Annotated in this window: 20 protein-coding genes and 1 riboswitch; of the genes, 6 read left to right on the forward strand and 14 right to left on the reverse strand. The window is 64.7% G+C overall.

Features of this window, described 5'->3' with window-relative positions; all coding sequences use genetic code 11:
* The first annotated feature begins 8 nt into the window (after positions 1–8).
* Positions 9–293: a hypothetical protein gene (locus QCE69_RS00450; RefSeq protein WP_309928846.1), complete on the forward strand. Its 285-nt coding sequence runs from the start codon at positions 9–11 to the stop codon at positions 291–293.
* Between the two features lie 56 nt (positions 294–349).
* Here QCE69_RS00450 and QCE69_RS00455 read toward each other — a convergent pair whose 3' ends face one another.
* From QCE69_RS00455 to QCE69_RS00495, 9 genes are all read right to left on the reverse strand, one after another.
* Complete coding sequence (locus QCE69_RS00455) at positions 350–1,291, reverse strand: glyoxylate/hydroxypyruvate reductase A (RefSeq protein WP_309913212.1); 942 nt, start codon at positions 1,289–1,291, stop codon at positions 350–352.
* 12 nt (positions 1,292–1,303) lie between these two features.
* Positions 1,304–2,371: a biotin synthase BioB gene (bioB, locus tag QCE69_RS00460; protein ID WP_309928848.1), complete on the reverse strand. Its 1,068-nt coding sequence runs from the start codon at positions 2,369–2,371 to the stop codon at positions 1,304–1,306.
* Positions 2,372–2,375: 4 nt separating this feature from the next.
* Complete coding sequence (gene bioD / locus QCE69_RS00465; protein WP_309913218.1) at positions 2,376–3,077, reverse strand: dethiobiotin synthase; 702 nt, start codon at positions 3,075–3,077, stop codon at positions 2,376–2,378.
* Positions 3,074–4,264: an 8-amino-7-oxononanoate synthase gene (gene bioF / locus QCE69_RS00470; RefSeq protein WP_309928852.1), complete on the reverse strand. Its 1,191-nt coding sequence runs from the start codon at positions 4,262–4,264 to the stop codon at positions 3,074–3,076. The genes bioD and bioF overlap by 4 nt, the downstream gene beginning before the upstream one ends.
* Complete coding sequence (locus tag QCE69_RS00475; RefSeq protein WP_309928854.1) at positions 4,261–5,568, reverse strand: adenosylmethionine--8-amino-7-oxononanoate transaminase; 1,308 nt, start codon at positions 5,566–5,568, stop codon at positions 4,261–4,263. The genes bioF and QCE69_RS00475 overlap by 4 nt, the downstream gene beginning before the upstream one ends.
* A 297-nt stretch (positions 5,569–5,865) precedes the next feature.
* The gene (locus QCE69_RS00480; RefSeq protein ID WP_309913227.1) at positions 5,866–7,122 is read right to left on the reverse strand and encodes a prolyl oligopeptidase family serine peptidase; all 1,257 of its coding nucleotides are present in this window, start codon (positions 7,120–7,122) and stop codon (positions 5,866–5,868) included.
* Positions 7,123–7,461: 339 nt separating this feature from the next.
* Positions 7,462–7,896 carry a YchJ family protein gene (locus QCE69_RS00485; protein ID WP_309928857.1) on the reverse strand — a complete coding sequence of 145 codons (435 nt, stop codon included), beginning with the start codon at positions 7,894–7,896 and terminating at the stop codon, positions 7,462–7,464.
* Positions 7,893–8,498 (reverse strand): glutathione S-transferase family protein, encoded by a 606-nt coding sequence (locus QCE69_RS00490; RefSeq protein WP_309928859.1) that lies wholly within the window; start codon positions 8,496–8,498, stop codon positions 7,893–7,895. The genes QCE69_RS00485 and QCE69_RS00490 overlap by 4 nt, the downstream gene beginning before the upstream one ends.
* A gap of 38 nt (positions 8,499–8,536) precedes the next feature.
* Positions 8,537–9,214, reverse strand: coding sequence for an SDR family oxidoreductase (locus QCE69_RS00495; RefSeq protein WP_309928862.1), 678 nt, complete (start codon positions 9,212–9,214; stop codon positions 8,537–8,539).
* Between the two features lie 178 nt (positions 9,215–9,392).
* Between QCE69_RS00495 and QCE69_RS00500 the strand changes: the two genes are divergently transcribed.
* The 3 genes from QCE69_RS00500 to QCE69_RS00510 are packed head-to-tail and all read left to right on the forward strand — an operon-like array spanning position 9,393 to position 10,322.
* A complete protein-coding gene (locus QCE69_RS00500) occupies positions 9,393–9,659 on the forward strand; it encodes a hypothetical protein (RefSeq protein WP_309928865.1) in 267 nt (88 codons plus the stop codon).
* Positions 9,659–9,916 carry a hypothetical protein gene (locus tag QCE69_RS00505; protein WP_309913241.1) on the forward strand — a complete coding sequence of 86 codons (258 nt, stop codon included), beginning with the start codon at positions 9,659–9,661 and terminating at the stop codon, positions 9,914–9,916. Before QCE69_RS00500 ends, QCE69_RS00505 begins: the two co-directional genes overlap by 1 nt.
* Complete coding sequence (locus QCE69_RS00510) at positions 9,903–10,322, forward strand: type II toxin-antitoxin system VapC family toxin (RefSeq protein WP_309928868.1); 420 nt, start codon at positions 9,903–9,905, stop codon at positions 10,320–10,322. Before QCE69_RS00505 ends, QCE69_RS00510 begins: the two co-directional genes overlap by 14 nt.
* 51 nt (positions 10,323–10,373) lie before the next feature.
* Here QCE69_RS00510 and QCE69_RS00515 read toward each other — a convergent pair whose 3' ends face one another.
* Genes QCE69_RS00515 through QCE69_RS00530 form a run of 4 tightly spaced genes read right to left on the reverse strand, consistent with a single transcriptional unit; the run spans position 10,374 to position 14,636 of the window.
* Positions 10,374–11,567 (reverse strand): acetyl-CoA C-acetyltransferase, encoded by a 1,194-nt coding sequence (locus QCE69_RS00515; protein WP_309928871.1) that lies wholly within the window; start codon positions 11,565–11,567, stop codon positions 10,374–10,376.
* Positions 11,560–12,351 (reverse strand): carbonate dehydratase, encoded by a 792-nt coding sequence (can, locus tag QCE69_RS00520; protein WP_309928874.1) that lies wholly within the window; start codon positions 12,349–12,351, stop codon positions 11,560–11,562. The genes QCE69_RS00515 and can overlap by 8 nt, the downstream gene beginning before the upstream one ends.
* Positions 12,352–12,382: 31 nt before the next feature.
* Positions 12,383–14,185 (reverse strand): bifunctional isocitrate dehydrogenase kinase/phosphatase, encoded by a 1,803-nt coding sequence (aceK, locus tag QCE69_RS00525; protein ID WP_309928876.1) that lies wholly within the window; start codon positions 14,183–14,185, stop codon positions 12,383–12,385.
* A gap of 28 nt (positions 14,186–14,213) precedes the next feature.
* The gene (locus QCE69_RS00530) at positions 14,214–14,636 is read right to left on the reverse strand and encodes a MerR family DNA-binding transcriptional regulator (RefSeq protein ID WP_309928879.1); all 423 of its coding nucleotides are present in this window, start codon (positions 14,634–14,636) and stop codon (positions 14,214–14,216) included.
* Positions 14,637–14,740: 104 nt separating this feature from the next.
* Here QCE69_RS00530 and QCE69_RS00535 point away from each other — a divergent pair, with 104 nt between their 5' ends.
* Complete coding sequence (locus QCE69_RS00535; RefSeq protein ID WP_309928880.1) at positions 14,741–15,814, forward strand: MBL fold metallo-hydrolase; 1,074 nt, start codon at positions 14,741–14,743, stop codon at positions 15,812–15,814.
* A 7-nt stretch (positions 15,815–15,821) separates the two neighbouring features.
* On the opposite strand, the gene QCE69_RS00540 is transcribed toward QCE69_RS00535, so the two are convergent.
* Positions 15,822–17,417 (reverse strand): ABC transporter substrate-binding protein, encoded by a 1,596-nt coding sequence (locus QCE69_RS00540; protein ID WP_309928883.1) that lies wholly within the window; start codon positions 17,415–17,417, stop codon positions 15,822–15,824.
* Between the two features lie 211 nt (positions 17,418–17,628).
* A riboswitch (yybP-ykoY riboswitch) is annotated at positions 17,629–17,806 on the forward strand.
* A 97-nt stretch (positions 17,807–17,903) separates the two neighbouring features.
* On the opposite strand from QCE69_RS00540, the gene QCE69_RS00545 reads away from it, so the two are divergent.
* The gene (locus tag QCE69_RS00545; protein ID WP_309928886.1) at positions 17,904–18,914 is read left to right on the forward strand and encodes a sodium:calcium antiporter; all 1,011 of its coding nucleotides are present in this window, start codon (positions 17,904–17,906) and stop codon (positions 18,912–18,914) included.
* Positions 18,915–18,963: the final 49 nt, after the last annotated feature.

Genomic DNA, 18,963 nt, shown 5'->3' on the forward strand with positions numbered 1-18,963 from the left:
TCGACGCGTTGAGCAAACTCGGGCTCGTCGCGAAGGCGGAAGCACCCGGCGAGTGGCAACTGCGTCTTGCGGGGCAGGATGCGTCGAGTGGCCTCGCGCTGCTGCGCGAGTTCTACACCGGCGACCTGTCCTGGCACGACATGCCGGTTGAGCAGGCCGGCACGATCGCCTTGCTCGCACAATTCGACATCGATCTGACGGCGGACTACGCGCGCCTGATTGATGTCTATACGTGCTATTTGCTGGGCGAGCGGTTCTTAACGGTGAAGGAGGCGGCTCTCGCCGCCACGTGATCATCGCCCGGGCAAGAGGGGTGGGCGCGGTCTGTCGGCCGGTCCGCGCCCCGGTCTCAATATCCGCGCCCGATATCGACGATGCCGCTGATCGGTTCGCCGCGTGCCAGCGCCCGGATCTTGCCGGCGATCTGCACGATGCTCTCCTTCTGCAGCGTTTCCGCCGCAATATGCGGCGTGACCGACACGCGCGGATGCGTCCAGTACGGATGATCCTGCGGCAGCGGTTCGGTGTGGAACACATCGAGCGTCGCGGCGGCGATCTGGCCGCTGTCGAGCGCGGCGAGCAGATCCGCATCGACGAGATGCGGGCCGCGCGCCAGGTTCACCACGTAGGCGCCGCGCGCGAGCCTGCCGAACGTGCGAGCGTTCAGGATACCCTCGGTGTCCGGCGTATGCGGCAACAGGTTGATGAGCACCTGTACGGTGTCGAGGAACGTGTCGAACTGCTCGTGTCCCGCGTACACCTGCACGCCTGCGATGTCCTTGGGCGAACGGCTGTAGCCGCGCACCGGCACGCCGAGCGCAAGCAGGCGCCGCGCGACTTCCGCACCCAGCACGCCGAGACCCAGCACGCCGACCGTGAACGACTCGCGCGCGTGCTGCTCCAGCTTCTTCCAGCGCCCTTCGCGCTGCAGCAGATCATATTCGTCGAAGCGGCGCAGATAGCGCAGCACGCAGTAGACCGCGTACTCGATCATCTGCTGCGACATGCCCGTGTCTTCCAGGCGCACGAGCTGCGCATTCGGCGGCAGCGTGCCCGGCTGCTGGCGCTCCACGTCGAGGATCGCATCGACGCCGGCGCCGAGATTGAACACCGCCTTCAGGTCCGGACGGTTCGCGAACAGCTCGCGCGGGGCGCGCCAGACGATTGCGTAATCGGCGGGCGCGGTGTCGCCGGGCGTCCAGACGCGCAGGTCCGCGTCCGGCAACTCTCGTCGCAGGCCGCCCAGCCAGCCGTCGAGATCGGCGTTCTGCTCGTAGAAGATGATTTTCATGAGCGCGCCTGATCAGTTCGCGTGCGTGTGCGCATGCGAGTGCGCAGACTCGTGACCGCAACCGCGTTCCGCCTGCTCCGCGCCGGCATGCTGCGCGTGCTGGGCGCGCATGCCCAGCCGCTCGATCAGCTTGCGGTCGGCTTCCGCTTGCGGATTGCTCGTGGTCAGCAACTGATCGCCGTAGAAGATTGAATTCGCGCCTGCTGCGAAGCACAGCGCCTGCAGGGCTTCGTCCATTTGTTCGCGGCCGGCGGAGAGGCGCACCATCGCCTTCGGCATCGTGATGCGCGCAACCGCGATCGTGCGCACGAACTCGAACGGATCCAGCGCTTCGGTGCCGGTGAGCGGCGTGCCCGCGACCTGCACGAGATTGTTGATCGGCACGGATTCCGGATACGGGCTCAGGTTGGCGAGCTGCGAGATCAGCCCCGCGCGTTCGCGGCGCGATTCACCCATGCCCACGATACCGCCGCAGCACACGTTGATGCCCGCGTCGCGCACGTGTTCGAGCGTATCGAGGCGGTCCTGATAGGTACGCGTCGAAATGATCTGGCCGTAGAACTCGGGCGACGTATCGAGGTTGTGGTTGTAGTAGTCGAGGCCGGCGTCGCGCAGCCCTTGCGCCTGATGCGCTTCCAGCATGCCGAGCGTCACGCAGGTTTCGAGGCCCATCGCCTTCACGCCGCGGATCATGTCCTTGATCGGTTCGAGGTGACGGTCCTTCGGATTGCGCCACGCGGCGCCCATGCAGAAGCGCGTCGCGCCGTTGGACTTGGCGATTTCGGCCGACTTCAGCACCTCGTCGACATCCATCAGCTTCTCGGCCTTGAGGCCGGTGTCGTGATGCACCGACTGCGGACAATAGGCGCAGTCTTCCTCGCAGCCGCCGGTCTTGATCGACAGCAGCGTGGACAGCTGCACGGCGTTCGGATCGAAGTGTTCGCGATGCACGGTCTGCGCGCGATACAGCAGGTCGTTGAACGGCAGGTCGTACAGCGCGACGACATCGGCGACGCGCCAGCGTTGCAGCGGTTGCGGAGTGAGCGTGGCGGTCGTCTCGGTGGCGGTGTGCTGGGTCATGAAATCAATCCTTGTGTTGAAGCGGGTGTGTCAGGGCGCCGATGTCGAGCGCGGCGGCGGCGCGGCTCGCATCTGCCGGCGCGAGATGCGGGATGACGCCGAGCAGCGGCGCGTGCAGGCGTTGTTCGAGTGTGGCGATGTTCTCGTCGGGGTAGAGCATGTCCGGGTCCACGCCGTTCGCGACCCAGCCGGCGAGCGTCAGGCCGCGCGCGGCAATCGCTTCGGCGGTCAGCAGCGCATGGCTGATGCAGCCGAGCCGCATGCCGACGACGAGCACCACCGGCAGATTCAGCGCGACGGCGAGATCGGCGGTGTCGTGCGTGTCGTCGAGCGGCACGAGAAAGCCGCCGACGCCTTCCACCACGACGACATCCGCCTGCGTCACGGCGAAGCGATGCGCCTCGACAATGCGCCCGATATCCAGCGCGATGCCTTCGCGCGCGGCGGCGATATGCGGCGCGATCGGCTCGCGCATCATGAACGGCGTGCGGATCTCGTTCGGCAACGCGACGTTCGCGGCTGCGTCCAGTTGATCGGCGTCTTCGTTGTGCAGCACGCCGTCGCGCAGGACGGCGCCCGAAGCGATCGGCTTCATCGCGGCGGCGCGCAGTCCGGCGCGCGCGAAGCCGTGCAGCAACGCGGCGGAGACGAGTGTCTTGCCGATCTCCGTATCGGTTCCGGCGACGAAAAAGGACAAGGCGGTCATAGCGTGGTCAAGGCGTGGTCGAGGCGCGCGAGATCGTCCTCGTTGTGCGCGGCGGACAGTGAAATGCGCAGGCGCGAGGTGCCGGCGGGCACGGTCGGAGGACGGATCGCGGGTACCCAGAGGCCCTGGCGGTCCAGCGCAGCGGCTATGTCGAGGGTCTCGTCGTTGCCGCCGATCACGAGCGGCTGCACGGCCGTATGGGAATCGACCGGCAGCCAGCGCGTCCGTTTCAGCATCGCGCGCGTGGTGTCGATGAGCGCGGCGAGATGCGTGCGGCGCGCGTCGCCTTCCTCGCCCGCGATGATCTTCACGCTCGCCGACACCGCATGCGCAACCGCCGGCGGCGACGCGGTCGTGAAGATGTATGGACGCGCGCGCTGCACGAGCCATTCGATCACCGTCTCATGCGCGGCAACGAACGCGCCGGAGACGCCCGCGGCCTTGCCGAGCGTGCCGACATAGACGAGATGCGGCGAACGCAGCGCGAGTGCGGCGAGCGCGCCGCGCCCTTGCGGGCCGAGCACGCCGAAGCCGTGCGCATCGTCGACGATGAGCCACGCGCCGTAGCGTTCCGCCAGCTCGACGAGACGCGCGAGCGGGGCGATGTCGCCGTCCATGCTGAACACGGTGTCGGTCACGATGAGCCGGGTCGCGGCTTCGTCGCGCGAGGCGTCGAGCATGGCGTCGAGCGCTTCCATGTCGGCGTGCGGATAGATCTGCGTCTGCGCGCGCGCCAGCCGCACGCCGTCGATGAGTGATGCGTGGTTCAGCGCGTCCGAGAACACCAGCGTGCCGCGTCCGGCGAGCGCGGTGACGATCGCGAGATTGGCCATGTAGCCGGTGCTGAAGTACAGCGCGCGCGGGTTGTCGACGAAGTCGCCCGAGAACGCGGCAAGCTCGTCCTCCAGACGCGCGTGCGCCCGGGAATGGCCGCCGAGCAGGTGCGAGCCGCCGCTGCCCGCGCCATACAGCGCCGCGCCTTCGGCCAGCGCCGCCCGCAGCGCTTCATGCGCGGCGAGACCGAGATAGTCGTTGCTCGCAAATCCGATGATGTCGCGGCCATCCACATTCAGATGCGCCGAGCACGCGCCGTCGATGATCTTGCGGCGACGCCGCAGACCGCGCGCGTCGATGTCGGCGAGGCCTTGGTTCAGCGTGTGATAAAGCGCCTGCGAGGTGTCCTTCATGCGGCCTCTCCGGCCAGCGTGGCATCGAGCGTCTCGCGTGTGCGGCTTGCGAGCAGCAGCAGTTCGTCATCGCTCAGGATGTACGGCGGCATCAGATAGACCGTCTTGCCGATCGGCCGCATCAGCAGTTCGCGCTGCAAGCCTTGCGCGAAGAAACGGCGCGAGAACGTGGGGTCGTCGGTGCTCACGTCGAACGCGAAGATCGTGCCGCGCTCGCGCAGTTTGCTCACGCGCGGATGCGCGGCGAGCGGCTGCAAGGCTTCGCGCAGCAAAGCCGACTTGCGGCGGTTCTCCGTCAATACGGCGTCGCGCTCGAACAGGTCGAGCGTGGCGAGTGCCGCGCGGCAGGCGAGCGGATTGCCCGTGTACGAATGCGAATGCAGGAAGCCGCGCGTGACGTCGTCGTCGTAGAAGACGGCGTAGATCTCGTCGCGGGTCAGCACGATGGACAGCGGCAGGTAACCGCCGCTGATGCCCTTGGACAGGCAGATGAAATCGGGCCATATGCCGGCCTGCTCGCACGCGAAGAACGTGCCGGTGCGGCCGCAGCCGACCGCGATTTCATCGGCGATCAGATGCACGTCGAACGCATCGCACAGTGCGCGCAGGCGCGTGAGATAGGACGCGTCGTACATCGCCATGCCGGCGGCGCACTGCACGAGCGGCTCGACAATCACCGCCGCCAACTGCGGCGCGCGTTGTTCGAAGAGCGTGCGCATGGCGTCGAGCGCCGCGTCTTCGCCGACCGCCGCCGGCGACGCCACCACATGCGCGTGGCGGATCAGCGGGTCGTAGGCGTCCTTGAAAAGCGCGACATCGGTCACGCCGAGCGCGCCGATGGTTTCGCCGTGATAGCTGTTCGCCAGACACGCGAACTCGCGCTTCTCGCTCCGGCCGCGATTGCGCCAGGCGTGAAAGCTCATCTTCAGCGCGATCTCGACGGCCGACGCGCCGTCCGATGCAAAGAAGGCGTGGCCGAGCGTGTGCTGCGTCAGTGCCGAAAGACGCTCGGCCAGTTCGATGGCGGGCGCATGCGTGCAGCCCGCGAGCATCGCGTGTTCGAGCGTGTCGAGTTGCTCCTTGAGCGCCCGGTTGATGTCGTCGTTCGCGTGGCCGAAGAGATTGACCCACCACGAACTGATCGCGTCGAGATAGCGCGTGCCCTGCGGATCGTAGAGCCACGCGCCCTTGCCGCGCGCGATCGGTACGAGCGGCACGCGCTCGTGATGTTTCATCTGGGTGCACGGATGCCACACGGCTGCGAGCGAGCGTGCAACCCAGTCCTGATTGGCTTCGATAGTCAAAAACAGCTCCAGGGCCCGCGCGCGCAGCGGGCCGGATACGTCGCGCAGGCGTTGGGCGCCTGCGTGGCGGTTGAATTGCGGGGGAAAACTGCGCCCGTCAATTATCGCTAAAAGCGCCGCCACCTTCCGTAATCGGAAGGTTTTTGGGCCGTGCACCTGCGCGCAATGGAAATGCAAGAAAACGCTATGGCCCGTAACTTCGCCGATTTCGTCGCTTAACCGGACGATCGGGCGCTGAAGATGTAAAAACGCCGGCGCGGAGGCCGGCGTTCGAAAGACAGCAGAAGCGGTGAAGCGTCAGCGCGATGCGGTCTGCGTCTGGGCCTGCTGATCGTTCCAGACCACACGGTTGTTCACCGCGTACAGCTTGCACGGGTCGGCGCTTTGCCGTTCGCAGCTGGCAATGGCCACGGCCATCGGGTCGTCACCGCCTTCGGCCCACGACCACGCGCCGGAATCCGACACGGCGAACGCGCGGCTCGAGTACTGCGACAGGAAATTGCGATAGCCCGCACGGCCGTTTTCGTCGATGAACGGCACGGCTTGCACCGAGTCGAGGTTGGCGAAGTCGCTGGCCTTCGGCATGCTCGGCTCCGACACCTGGTACTGCACGGCAGTCGGCATGCCGATCTGCGTGAGAAAGGTCTTCACGCGCGGCCACCAGATCTGCACGCCGTCGCGGTCGCCGACCAGACGATGCGCGTCGTTCTTGTAGTTGCCGAAATCGATCAGGTTGGCGCGCGCGCCGTGCGACGTGAAGGCCGTGAACATCTGCGCCGACAGATCGCCTTGCCAGACCGAGTCGTTGTCGCCGTAGAGCCACAGCGACGGCAGGCGCACGTTCTGGCCGTAGTCGCCGAATGCGCTGACGAGATTTTTCTGCCAGCCTTCGCATTCGTCCTGGCGCAGGCCGCCGGAGAAGTTGATGAGGCCGCGCACGCCCGGGGCGGCGATGGCGTCGCGCGCGCCGTAGGCGATGGTCGTCAGGCCACCGTGCGAGGTGCCCGCCACGACGATATGCGTCTTGTCGACGTACGACTGCGCGCTCATGTAGGCGACCGTCGCGGCGACGTCCTCGGCTTGCGCGAAGCCGTTTGCTTCGACATCGCAGCCGTGACCCGCGTAGTCGCCGCCCGAACCTGCGAAGCCGCGGCGGTTCGGCACGACCACGACATAGCCGTGACGCACGAATTCACGGGCCAGCGCGACCGGCCGGTTGCGCGGCTGCGCATGCGAGTCGCCGGGAAGCTTGCCGTGATTGAAGACGATCATCGGGAACGGGCCCGCGCCGTCCGGCTTGAACACGGTGGTCTGGAGCGCGATGTCGGCTTCGGGGATCTCGATGACGGCTTCGTTCAGGCCGCTCGCGGCGGCGGGAAGGCCGGCATCGAGGGAATCGGGAATCTGCGGAAGCGCCTGGCCAAATGCGGGAGCCTGGAGACCTTCGGACTGACGTACCCCGCCGATGGGTTCGGCGCGCGCGCCGGATGTGACGAACGACGTCGCGAGCGAGCACACCACGCTGCATCCGACTAACCAGGTTCTGATCGCCATCCGTGAACTCCGACCGCACTTTCCAAAGAGACATTGATACGGCTTGGCCCCAACGTGCGTTTTGAAGTCACAAACCTGTCGCGCTGCTCTGCGTGAGCAGTATCGGTTGCGGTATCCGGGAGTCATGCCCTGAACAGGCATGACAAATGGCTTCAAAACAGGACTTCAGTACGGGGCTTCGCTGCGAGCGCCGGGCGCGAGAATGACTGCGCCCTGACCTGAACAGATTAACTGTTCAAAATTGCGCTGCACAATAAGCGTTACCCCGTAACTGTTTAATCTGAAAGGAATATCAGGAAATTAATACCGTGGGAAAGCGCACGTTTCTTAAAGGTATATTTACTTTTCGCGAACCTGTCCGTCGACATAAATCCAGTCGCCGGCGCCGTTCCGCTCGAAGCGGCTCGCCTCATGAAGACGATGCGCCCGGCCACCCGTCTTGTAGCGTGCGACGAACTCTACTTCCGCGTGCGCTTCGTCGATCTGCTGGTGGCGCCGGATCTGCAAGCCGAGCCAGCGGGTGTGGGTGGTGTCGGAGGCATCGAGGTCGGGCGGGCAGGTCGACGCAGCCCAGGTGGCGCGCAGCCAGGCCGTGTTGCCGAGCACGTAGGCGGTGTAGCGCGAACGCATCAGTTCCAGTGCGGTGGCGGGCATTTCTCCACGTTCGATGAAGCGGCCGCAGCAGGCTTCGTAACGCGGCGCGGGCGCCTTTGGTGCGTTAGGTCGAGCATCCGGCGCCGCGCCGCCGCAGGGGCATTCCTCGGGCGCAATCATTCGACCCCCGGCATCGCGACGTAACGCGGCTGCGCGCGCACGCGGTCGAGCCACGCGCGGATGGCCGGATAGCGCGACAGGTCCACGTTCGCTTCATTGGCGACATGTGTATAGGCGTAGAGCGCGATATCGGCGACCGTGTAGCGCTCGCCGACGAAGAACGTCCGCGTCGCGAGATGCTGTTCCATCACGTCGAGCGCGCGGTAGGAGCCGGCGATCCTGTCGGGAAGGCGCGCGTCGTCGGGCTGCTTCAGGAATTGCAGGATGAAGCGCGCGACCGCGATATACGGCTCATGGCTGTATTGCTCGAAAAACATCCACTGCAAGACCTGCGCGCGTTCCAGACGGTCATCGGGCAGGAGCGGCGTGCCATCGGCGAGATAGCACAGGATGGCGTTCGATTCGGACAGGATCGTGTGTTCGTCGATGATGAGCACCGGCACCTTGCCGTTCGGATTGATCTTCCGAAAGGCCTCGGTGCGGGTCGCGCCGTTCATCATGTCGACTTCATGCCAGACATAGGGCAGGCCCAGTTGTTCGACCGCGAGGCGCACCTTGTGGCAATTGCCGGACGGCGAGACGCCGTGTACTTGATAGGTCACGAGCGGGTTTCCTTTCATTACCTTCGAATTTTGTCTGATCACCACTCAAGCTTCGTGCCGTCGTACTGGACGAAGGTTCCGTTGAACTGATCGCGCATGGCGCCGGCTTCGGCGATCACGGCGCGCATGCCGGACACGCTGTGCGCGACGTCGATCGCCGCGCTCGCCCCGCCCATTTCCGTACGCACCCAGCCGGGATGCAGCGCGATGCAGGTCGAATGCCGCGATTCGAGCGACGCCGTCTTCAACGCCGAATTGAGCGCCGCCTTGCTCGCGCGATAAAGCCAGCCGGTCGTGCCGCTCGCCTCGCCGATGCTGCCCATCTTGCTCGACACGACCGCGAGCACACCATGGGCGGCGTCGGTGAGCGGCAGGAGCACGGGGATCAACTGCATCGGGCCGCGGACGTTGGTGTGCATGACCTGATCGAAATCGTCGGCGCTGATCGTCTCGACGCCTTCGCTGCGCGGTCCGTAGACGCCCGAGACGAGGATCGCGACATCGATGCGCTCTTCGTCGAGCTGCCACGCCAGGGCGCCGATCTGCTCGGGCTGGGTGACGTCGACGGAGAAGGTCTGCGCGCCGAGCGCGTCGAGGGCGGAGAGCGCGGCCTTGTCGCGGGCGGTGGCGAGCACGCGCCAGCCGTCGCGGCAATACTCGCGTGCGAATTCGTGGCCGAGGCCGCGGGAAGCGCCGACGATCAGGACGGTTTTCATGGGCGAAGTTTTCCTTGGGGAGTTGATTTTCGGAATATAGCGCGTGAGAAGCGCTTGCGCTTCGGCTAGGATGCGTCGGGGGATGAACGGGGCGGAACCTGGCCGTTCGGATGACTAGTCATGCTGATCGATTTCGCGAAAGATGAAGCGTCCGGGGCCGCTTTGGAGGGAGGAAGGGATGGATAGAGTGGAATTCAAGGTTGTGCAGAGTGAGTGGCCGGCTCACATCAGGAAGGAATGGGTCGAGGAGTTGCGCGCGGAGGTCAAGGCCGAGCGCGAAGCGCTGGCATTGGCTCGGAAAATTCTGGGAAAGGAGGATCCGCCGGATCTGAACGAGCGCTTCATCGACCATCTCATGAATTTTCCTGGGATCGATTGTGAGGACGAGATCTTCGCGCGGTATCCGAATGAACCGTCCGTGGTTGCCACGGAAGGAGGAAAGTAATGGATAGAGTGGAATTCAAAGTTGTGAAGGGTAAGTGGCCGTCTTGGCTCAGCAAGGAATACGTTGAAGAGCTTCGCGAGCGCGGGAAGCCCAGGCGTGAAGCGCTGGCATTGGCTCGGAAAATTCTGGGCAAGGAGGATCCGCCGGATCTGAATGAGCGCTTCATCAACGCTCTTTTGAATTTTCCCGAGATCGACTGCGAAGACGACATCTTTGCAAGACATCCCGGCCGGGGAGACTCGGATGTATCTGGCTGACACGAACGTCATCAGTGAGACGGGACGACTGCATCGCGCGAACAAAGGCGTTCGCGCGTTCTTCCGGCAGGCTGAGATCGACAAACGTGACATTCACCTGTCGGTTATCACCGTTGGAGAACTTCGCCGTGGCGTGGAGCAGCTCCGTCGGCGAGGCGACTCTATGCAGGCCGGGAGGATCGAAGCCTGGGTGAAGAATGTCCTGGTCGAATACGAAGGCAAGTTTCTGTCGGTCGATCAGGAAATCGGTGACCTGTGGGGCAAGATTCGTTCGCAGCATCCGGAGCCTGCTGTGGACAAGCTCATCGCTGCGACGGCAATCTTCCATGGCCTCACCGTAGTCACGCGTAACGTCCGGGACTTCGATGTAACGGGCGTAGACGCGATCAACCCCTTCGACGACTGACGCGACTGGGGGCCGGTCCGGCACGCACTCCAACCAGACCGGCCGCGACACTCAAACCATCTCCAAGCCCATCGCCGTCGCTTCCCCGCCGCCGATACACAGACTCGCCACCCCGCGCTTCAACCCGCGCGCCTTCAACGCGCCGAGCAGCGTTACCAGAATCCGCGCCCCGGACGCACCGATCGGATGCCCCAGCGCACACGCACCGCCATTCACATTCACCTTGTCGTGCGGCAGATCGTGCTCGCGCATCGCGGCCATCGTCACCACGGCGAAGGCTTCGTTGATCTCGTACAGATCCACGTCCCCCGCGCGCCAGCCGTTCTTCTCGAACAGCGCGCGAATCGCCCCAACGGGCGCCGTCGTAAACAGCGCCGGCTGTTGCGCGAACGTGCTGTGCCCGACGACCCGCGCGAGCGGCGACACCCCCAGCCGCTCCGCCGTCGATTCACGCATCATCACGAGCGCGGCCGCGCCATCGGAGATCGACGACGAATTGGCCGCCGTCACCGTGCCGTCCTTCGCGAACGCCGGCTTGAGCGACGGGATCTTCTCCACGTTCGCCTTGAACGGCTGCTCGTCGCGCTGGATCACGACGTCGCCCTTCCTGCCCTGCACCGTCACCGGCGCGATCTCCCAGCCGAACGAACCGTCTTCGTTCGCCCGCCGCGCGCGGTTGAGCGATTCGATCGCGAACGCATCCTGCGATTCGCGCGAGAACGCATACGATGACGCACACTGCTCCGCGAACGTGCCCATCAGACGGCCTTTCTCATACGCGTCCTCGAGTCCGTCGAGGAACATGTGGTCCAGCACCTGGCCGTGTCCCATGCGCATGCCGCCGCGCGCCTTCGGCAGCAGATACGGCGCGTTGGTCATGCTCTCCATCCCGCCCGCGACGATCACCTCGGCCGAGCCCGCCAGCAGCATGTCGTGCGCGAACATCGCGGCGCGCATGCCCGAGCCGCACATCTTGTTGATGGTCGTGCAGCCGGTGGCGAGCGGCAGGCCGGCGCCGAGCGCCGCCTGTCGCGCGGGCGCCTGTCCCTGTCCGGCCGGCAGCACGCAGCCCATGATCGCTTCCTGGATCTGCTCGGGCGCGATGCCGGCACGCTCGCGCGCCGCGGCGATCGCTGCCGCGCCCAGTTGCGCTGCCGTCAGCGACGCGAATTCGCCCTGAAACGCGGCCATCGGCGTACGCGCCGCTGCCACGATGACTACCGGATCACTGCGTGTCTCACTCATGTTTGAGCTCCTTGATGACGCCTTGAATGACGGCGGGAACGTCGCCCAGACGCGCGGCCTGCGCCGCATCGGACGCGAGGACGTCGTTCTCCGCGGAATGCGCGCCGCTGCGGCTCATCGCGGCGATGCACGACTGATACACCGGATCGACCTCGGCCGGCGCGCTGATCATCATGCCCATGTTGCGCAGCCGGCCATCGTGCACGCCGTAGGTCCAGCCATGCACGGTGAGCGTCTGGCCGCGCGCCCATGCATCGCCGACGATGGTCGTGCGGCACACGTTGATGGCCTGCTCGATCGTGTTCAACTCCACCAGCCGGCGATGCCGCGCCTCGCCCATCGGCCATTCGTCGAGCAGCGCGGCGTGCTTCTCGCGCACGTCCTCGACATGACGCAGCCAGTTGTCGGCGAGGCCCACGCGCCGGCCCACCAGCGCCGCGCCCACGCCCGAGCAGCCGTAGTGACCGACGACCATGATGTGCTTCACCTTCAGCACATCGACGGCGAACTGGATCACCGACAAGGCATTGAGATCCGAGTGCACCACCACGTTCGCGATGTTCCGGTGCACGAACACCTCGCCCGGCGGCAAGCCGATGATCTGATTGGCCGGCACGCGCGAGTCCGAGCAGCCGATCCACAGATACTCGGGCGCCTGCTGATGCGCGAGGCGCTGGAAGAACTCGGCGTCTTCCGCCAGCTTGCGCTCGACCCAGCTCTGGTTATTCGAGAACAGATGGGCGAGGGGATTGGAAGCGTCGTCGTGGTCGTGATTGGAGTTCATGTTCGATAGTCGATGCAGGGATGCGCGGCCTTCAGGCGCCGGGCGCATCCGTTCGACCGGATGCGCCGAACCGTTCCGGATAGCGGACGCAGAATCGGACATCCCGGTCATAGGGAAAAAAGTCGGCGAGTTCGCCGCGCAGCAACTGCTCCTTGTGACGCTGCCAGAGCGCGGGATCGAAGAAATCCGCGTGATGGCGCATGAACGCTGCGCGCACGCGCGGATCGCCGAGCAGAAACGTGCCGTACGTCTCGGGAAAGATGTCGTGCGGCCCGACGGTATACCACGGTTCGCCGGACAGCTCGTCTTCCTCGTGGCGCGGCGGCGGCACGCGGCGGACGTTGCAGTCAGTCAGGTACTCGATTTCATCGTAGTCGTAGAACACCACGCGGCCATGACGCGTCACGCCGAAGTTCTTGTACAGCATGTCGCCGGGGAAGATGTTCGCCTGGATCAGCTGCTTGATCGCGTCGCCGTATTCCTTGATGCCGTGCTCGATCGCTTCGTCGCTGCCGTTCTGCAGGAACAGGTTGAGCGGCACCATGCGGCGCTCGATATATACATGGCGGATCACCAGGTTGTTCCCTTCATATTCGATCATCGACGGCGCGTCGCGCTCCAGTTCGCGGATCAGCGCGTCGTCGAGGCGCGCGAGCGGCAGCGCGACGCTCGAATATTCGAGCGTGTCGGCCATGCGGCCGAGGCGGTCGTGCCGTTTCACGAGCTGATAGCGGTCCTGGATCTTTTCGCGCGTGGTTTCCTTCGGCGGCGGGAACGCGTCCTTGATGAGCTTGAACACATACGGAAACGAGGGCAGCGTGAAGACGATCATCACGAGGCCCTTGATGCCGGGCGCGACAATGAAGCGGTCGCTTGAATGCGACAGATGGTGCAGCAGGTCGCGATAGAAATCGTTCTTGCCCTGCTTCTGCAAGCCGACCGAAGTGGAGATCTCGGCCTTCGGCTTGCGCGGCATGATGGTGCTCAGGAACTGCACGAACGCGGACGGCACTTCCATGTCAACCAGAAAATACGAGTGCGAGAAGCTGAAGATGATCAGCACCTGCTCGGGCGACAGCAGCACGGTATCGAGCGCGAGCTGCCCGGGGTGCGCATGACGGATCGCGATGGTGAACGGCAGCAGCGCATCGCCGTTGATGATGCGGCCCACGATATACGCCGCCTTGTTGCGGAAGAACAGCGACGACAGCACATGAATCTGGAAGTTGGGCGCGGGCGTGAGCGTGCCGAATGCGTCGCGCAGCGCCGCCAGGATGCATTGCACATCGCGCGTCAGGTCCTCGAACGGCGTCTCCAGCTGGAAGTTCGTGACGATGCGTTCGAGCGTCCCGGCAAGCCCGTCCTTCTCCGGGTAATACGCGCGATACGTGGGCTTCGCGGCGGGCTCGTCGTTCTCGATGTATTCCGTCGAGATTGCGGGCCGCACGAAGATGAAGTCGTTGTTGAAGTACGAGCGATGCAGGATCTTGCAGCACACCGAGTTGAAGAAGGTCTCGGCGCACTCGGGTTGACGGTGTGTCGTCAACAGGCCGATGTAGTGCAGCTTGATCTGCTGCCAGACGTCGTCATCGATGTTCTCGGCGTCATATTCGTCCTCGAGCCGCATCACGCATTCCGCCACGCGCTCGTCGTAGGACGCGATGCGATCGCGCGCCAACTGCTGCAAGGCCGGCCAGTCGCCGCGCTCGAACAGCGGCTTGGCGCGGATGGCGGCGTCGCGGAACACGCGGTAATGGCGATCGAATCCTTCGAGCATCGTCTGCGCGACGTCGAAGCCGATTTGCGACGAGAGCAGCTTGGGGAAGTGATTCATGCCGGCGTGCGCCTCCGAAGAAATCAGCTCATGCCGCCCTGGGCTTGCGCGGACGCTTTTCCGCGCCCGCCGTGAGAAGCGCACGGCCTTGTTCCTCGTAGGCGGCGAGTTCGGCCAGCGTCGTGTTCAGGTCTTCCAGCTGACGTTCGAGCACTTCCCGGTGCGCCGCGATGGTATCGACGAAAGCCTGCAGCTGCGTGTGCGTGCCGGTGGGCGAGTCGTACAGATCGAGCAGCGTGCGGATTTCCGATAGCGTGAAGCCAAGGCGCTTGCCGCGCAACGTGAGCTTCAGACGCGTGCGGTCGCGCGGCGAATACACGCGCCGCAAGCCGTTCGACCCCGCGCGCTGCGGCGCGAGCAAGCCTTGGTCTTCGTAGAAACGAATGGCGCGCGGCGTGACGTCGAACTCGCGCGCCAGGTCGGTGATGGTGTAGTGCGTCGGTTGAGTCATCGCGGCCGGCAGCGCAAAAGCGCACGCAACGTTAGAATGGACGTTTACGTTATCGTCAACTTCGCCAGATTGCAACGCGGCGCAAACCCGGAGGCAAGGACCGAATGAACGCACTCGAAAGCCAGCTCGACTATGTTTTTGCGGACGAATTGCCGGAGGCCGGCGGCGTCAAGGAAGTCGCGCCGGGTGTGTTCTGGCTGCGCATGCCGTTGCCGTTCGCACTCGATCACATCAACCTCTGGCTGCTGCGTGACGAGATCGACGGCGAGCATGGCTGGACCGTGGTCGATTGCGGGATTTCGAACGAGACCATCCGCGCGAACTGGGAACGGGTGTTCGATACCGTGCTCGATGACCTACCGGTGCTGCGTGTGATCGTCACGCACTGTCATCCGGACCATCTTGGCCTCGCCGACTGGATCTGCAAGGGCGGCGACAGGCAGCGCTGGAACGTGCGCTTGTGGATTTCGCTCGGCGAGTACGCGATGGGCCGCGTGATGGCCGCGGGCGACGGCTCGAATGCGGGCGGCGAGCGCGCGGCGGCGCATTTCGCGGCGCACGGCCTGACCGACGAAGCCTCGCTCGATGCGCTGCGCAAGCGCGACAGCTACTATCCGACCCTGGTCCCTTCCATTCCGCATGAATACCGCCGCATTCGCGACAATGATGTCATCCGCATCGGCGGGCGCGACTGGACGGTGGTCGCGGGCTTCGGCCATTCGCCGGAGCATAGCGCGCTGTTCTGCGCGGCGGACAAGCTGCTGATTTCAGGCGACATGGTGTTGCCGCGCATCTCGACGAACGTCTCCGTGTTCGCGCTGGAACCGGAAAGCAATCCGCTGGCGCTGTTTCTGGAATCGCTTGGCCGCTACGAGCCGATGCCCGCGGAGACGCTCGCGCTGCCGTCACACGGCAAGCCGTTTCGGGGCGTGCGGACGCGCATCGGGCAACTGCGCGACCATCATCGCGCGCGTCTGGCGGAAGTGCGCGAGGCGTGCATGGAGAAGCCGTGCAGCGCCGCAGATATCGTGCCGATCATGTTCAAGCGCAAGCTCGACATCCATCAGATGACGTTCGCGCTCGGCGAGGCGCTTGCGCACCTGCATGTGCTCTGGCTCGATGGAACGCTCAGGCGCCAGACCGGCGATGACGGTGTGATCCGCTTCGCGCCGGCCTGACCGGCATTTACTGCACCGACACGCCACCCAGGTTCAGCCGCCCGAACGGGCTTACGTTGAAGCCGCTGACGTTGGCGCGCGTGAGTGCGGCGGCAGTCGGATAGACGAGCGGAATCCACAGCGCCTGATCGTGAATGATCTTCTGCGCGCCATCGTACGACTGCGTGCGTTTGGCGACATCCGGCGTCGCCTTGCCGTCGGCGATGAGCTTGTCGAGTTGCGAGTCGCAGTAGCGCGCGAAGTTGATGCCGGACTTCACCGCGTTGCAACTGAACAGCGGTGACAGATAGTTGTCGGGGTCGCCGTTGTCGCCTGCCCAGCCCATGAAGAGCATGTCGTGCTGGCCGAGCTTCGCCGAGCGGATCAGCTCGCCCCACTCGATCACTTTCACCTGCGCCTTCACGCCGATCTTCGCCAGGTCGGCCTGCAGCAACTCGGCGCCGACCTTCGGATTCGGGTTCAGCACGCTGCCGTTCGGACGCACCCAGATGGTCGTGTCGAAGCCGCTCGGAAAGCCCGCTTCGGCGAGCAGCTTCTTCGCGGCATCGGGCGAGTATTTGTAGGCCGCGATGTTCTTGTCGTAGCTCCACGTGTTCGGCGGATACGGATTCACCGCGGCCGTGCCGGTGTTGTCGAACACGGTCTTCATGTAGGTCGTGCGATCGAACGCCATGTTGATCGCCTGCCGCACCTTGGGATTGTCGAGCGGCTTCTTCTCCGTATTGAGCGCAACGAACGCGGTCATGAAGGCCGGCGTTTCGCTCACTTTCAGCGCGTGGTCCTTCTTTGCGTCGGTGACGTCCTGCGGCTTCGGCGAAAGCGCGATCTGGCATTCACCCGCCTTGATCTTCTGCGCGCGCACGGCCGCGTCCGGCGTGATCGCGTAGATCAGCCGGTCGATCTTCAGCTTCGGTCCCCAGTAGGCCGGATTCACGTCGTAACGGATCACCGAGTCCTTCGTATAGCTCTTCAGCGCGAACGGACCGGTGCCCACCGGCTTGCTGTTCAGGTCGGTCTGCTGGTTCGCCTTCAGCAGCTTGTCGGCGTATTCGGCCGAATAGATGGAGGCGAAACCCATCGTGAGGATCGGCACGAAGGTGGCGTTGGGCTCGTTGAGTTCGAATTTCACGGTGTGGTCATCGACCTTCGTCACGGCCTTGATGAGCTTCACGAGGCCCATCGACTGCGCATGCGGAAAACCGCTTGCGCCCGCGATCTTGTGCCACGGATTGCTGTCGTCGAGCATGCGCGAGAAGGTGAACACGACGTCGTCGGCGTCGAGCGCCCGCGTCGGCTTGAACCATTCGGTCGTCTGGAACTGCACGTTCGGACGCAGATGGAAGGTGTACGTGAGGCCGTCGCTGCTCACGTCCCACTTCTCGGCGAGCGCGGGCGCGACCTTCTTCGCGACTTCGTCGTAGGCGACGAGCGTGTTGAAGATGACATCGGCGGAAGCGTTGGTGGTCACGAGCGAATTGAACTGCACGACGTCGAAGCCGTCCGGGCTCGCTTCGGTGCAGATGGTGAGCGGCTTGGACAGCGCGATGCCCGGCGCGGCGAGCAGGATGGCCGCGGCAGTGGCGGCGACGAGTGTCAGGCGCATGAGATCTCCCGTGACCCGATGGTCACACGGCGTTTCGTTCTTGTTGGCGGATCAGGTCCGATGACGGTCGGCAGGCGCAGCAAGCAGCGCGCCCGGCGCGGCCAGCATAGCGAATGCTCGTTGCATCGACAACGATTCGATCCGCATACGCATATTCCTGCCATGAGCCAGGCGAGAAGGCGCGGCTTGCCGAAACCGGAGGCATCGGGCTACACTTGCGCCGTCTTTGGGGAGTAGCCTTCCTTCGTGCGCGAAGGAGAACGCGTCAACATCCTCGGCCCTGCTGCCGTGGCGCGTTCGACCGGACTGGTTTGGCGAGACCATCGATGCACTGCGTCGTTCCTGGCCGGACGGCGCGTGGTGCATCGTGGTTCGCTCAGCGTCCGGCCGTGGAAAGATCGTGTCCCTACAACTACAACGTCTCCTTCTCACGCGTCTTTCGGCGCTTCCGCCGCGTTCGTCGCATTGCTTCATGCGAGGTGCCGCATGACGATGCTCTTCATCGAACTCGCACTGATGCTCGCGATCATCCTGATCGCGTCCGAACTCTTCACCAACGCGCTCGAACATCTCGGCGAGCGGCTCGGCATTTCCGAAGGCGTGACCGGCTCGCTGTTCGCTGCCGTCGGCACCGCGCTGCCCGAAACCACGGTGCCGATCATCGCCTTGCTCGGCGGCACGCCCAGTCGCGCGGTCAACGAGGAAATCGGCGTCGGCGCGATTCTCGGTGCGCCGCTGATGCTCGCAACGCTCTCCACCTGCCTGATGACGATTGCGGTGCTCAAGTCGCGCGGCTTGCAAGGACGGATCGTGCCGGAGCGCAGCGGCTTCACGCGGGATCTCAACTTCTTCCTGTTTGCGTTTTTGATCGCGTGCGCGGCGATGTTCATCCCGCATCACGCATGGCCCGTGCGAGCGATGTTCGCGGCGGGCCTCGTCGGGCTATACGTCATGTATGTCATCTCGACGTTCAGGGCCTCGGCGAACCTGGTCGAAAGCGGACACGGCACCGAAGCGCCCGAGGCGCTGTTCGCTTCGCGCCTGGGATTGAAGACGTCCATGGGCAGCATCATGCTGCAGTTCCTGGTCGGCATCGTGTTGCTGGTGGGCGGCGCGAAGGGCTTCATTCACGGCGTCGAAGGGGTGTCGCAGGCGCTTGGAATCTCCGCGCTGCTGCTGTCGCTGATCATCATTCCGATCGCCACCGAATTGCCCGAGAAGGTGAACAGCATCCTGTGGGCGCGCAGAGGGAAGGACACGCTCGCGTTCGGCAACATCACGGGCGCGATGGTGTTCCAGGGCACCTTGCTGCCCGCGATCGGCATCATGCTGACGCCGTGGGAACCGCGTGTCGAAGTGCTGACCGGCGTGTTGATCACGCTGGCGGCGGCGGCGTGGCTGCGCTTCAATGCGAAGCCGAATGGCGTGGTGCTGTGGGCGCTGCTCGGGAACGGCGTGCTGTATGCGGCGTATCTGGCGCTGACGCTGGGTCGATAAAGCCCGACAGATCAAGCCCCGCCACAAATAAGAATGCCCGCGCGAGGCG

The organism is Caballeronia sp. LZ032, from assembly GCF_031451315.1.
In the GTDB taxonomy this organism is placed as follows: Bacteria; Pseudomonadota; Gammaproteobacteria; order Burkholderiales; family Burkholderiaceae; genus Caballeronia.